Below are 1682 nucleotides of genomic sequence, written 5' to 3'. Positions count from 1 at the left end.
CACCGGCAGAACCAGAGGATGTATTACCTCCTGTTATGAAGTGACCTTTGTCAATAGTTTTTCAACCATAATATTTTTTCTTGATGGCATACAAAAGCTTCAGAAATAAGATCTATCGACAGTTAACCACTCTGTTATTCGTGGATTGGTTACCTCAGGTTAATGGTCCGTCGTTAGGCTCTTATAATCTTATTGCGTGGATCACATCTTTTCACATTCTAATAAATAGCTTGTTTATCAGAATTTCAGCTGCGCCAGAAAAGGAGGGACATAGATAGCCAGACCTGTAATTCACTATCTCTGAAGCTCACCTATGCCATCAATTGATACCTTTGGTCTCTAACAATGAATGAATCAACTTCATATCCCTTTTTGATTTTTTAAATTTTTCCTGTTTCTAACCCCCAGATAAAACACCCAAGTTCTCTTGCAACCGCTGTAATAGCAACATTTCTGGGTTTCCCTTGATACATCATTCGATGATATTTTCTTTGTAACCTTTCTACTGCCCGATCTGCATAGGAAATTACTTCGCTTCGTTGCCCTTTTTGTCTCGCTTTCACTCGTTTCGATTTTAATCCGATTGCTCCTTTTACCAATGCATTTGCACATTCTACAAGAGTAGACCTAACGGTCGAATTGCCTTGTTTTGTAATCGAACGTCGACTGATTTTTTCTCCACTAGAACTTTCGCTTGGCGTCAATCCTACATAAGCCATAAATGCTTTAGCCGTGGGAAAACGAGTGAAGTCTGCAATTTCCACATGAACAGTCATTGCCGATGTTGTATCTATACCTTTTAGGCATCTTAACTTTGCGATGGGTTCTTCGTATCTTTCACTATGAGATAATTCTTCTAGTCTCAGACTGAATCGCTCAATTTTATCAACTAGAACATCATACTGTAATAGATATTCATCTAACGTTTCTTTGAATAATCCTTGTAAATCAAGATTTTTTAACCATTTCATGTAAGCGATTGTCCAGCTTGATTTTCCTTCATACACATAGCCATGTCTTAAAAGGAATGCTTTTATCTGTTGTTTCATCTTCTTCAATGACGTTTTAAAATCACCTAGCATGCGGATATACTCTTTTACGGCAACATCCTCTTCTTCTGGAACATATACTTCTTTATAGGTGCCATTAGCTAAGTTAAGAGCAATCATTTTAGCATCAAATTTGTCATTCTTCACCATTTTATTTTTAGATGAACTGTACATGGTTGTTGGAGCTAAAATATCACAATCAATCCCATTTTGTTCAAGAAGATTATGAAGTGAATACCCTAAACAACCCGCCTCATATCCAGCTTTAATTTTTATATCTTCACCATATTTTGTTTTTAGTTTCTCAACGAATTTTTTTACGAGAGATACATTTGAAGCACATCGTGCTTCTCTTACAATTTCCCCAGTTGTTCCGTGCAATGCACATAAGCTAAAGCTTTCTTTGTGGACATCCATCCCAATATAGATTATATTTTCCATAGTGGCCTCCTATTATCATAGGGTATAACCCCATTCATGATGTTTGTTTTCATTCATTATTATGGGTTAAAATCCCTGACTTGATAATTTAGGAGGTCACTTCATATTATCTTATTTAGAATAGAGATAATTATATTTTATAAGAAATACTAAAAATTAGAAATTCTATTTTCGAAAAAGATTGTACATTTT

General features: G+C 35.3%; 1 protein-coding gene. It reads right to left on the bottom strand.

The genetic code is table 11. From position 1 onward, the window contains the following. Nucleotides 1–380 precede the first annotated feature (380 nt). On the bottom strand, nt 381–1490 hold the full coding sequence (locus MKY16_RS26070; RefSeq protein ID WP_340870962.1) for an IS110 family transposase: 1110 nt from the start codon (nt 1488–1490) through the stop codon (nt 381–383). Nucleotides 1491–1682: the final 192 nt, after the last annotated feature.

It is taken from the genome of Paenibacillus sp. FSL L8-0641 (genome assembly GCF_038006265.1).
Taxonomy (GTDB): domain Bacteria; phylum Bacillota; class Bacilli; order Paenibacillales; family Paenibacillaceae; genus Paenibacillus; species Paenibacillus polymyxa_D.
Note: the sequence above shows the minus strand (reverse complement) of the source record. Positions and strands in the feature narration are given on the sequence as shown.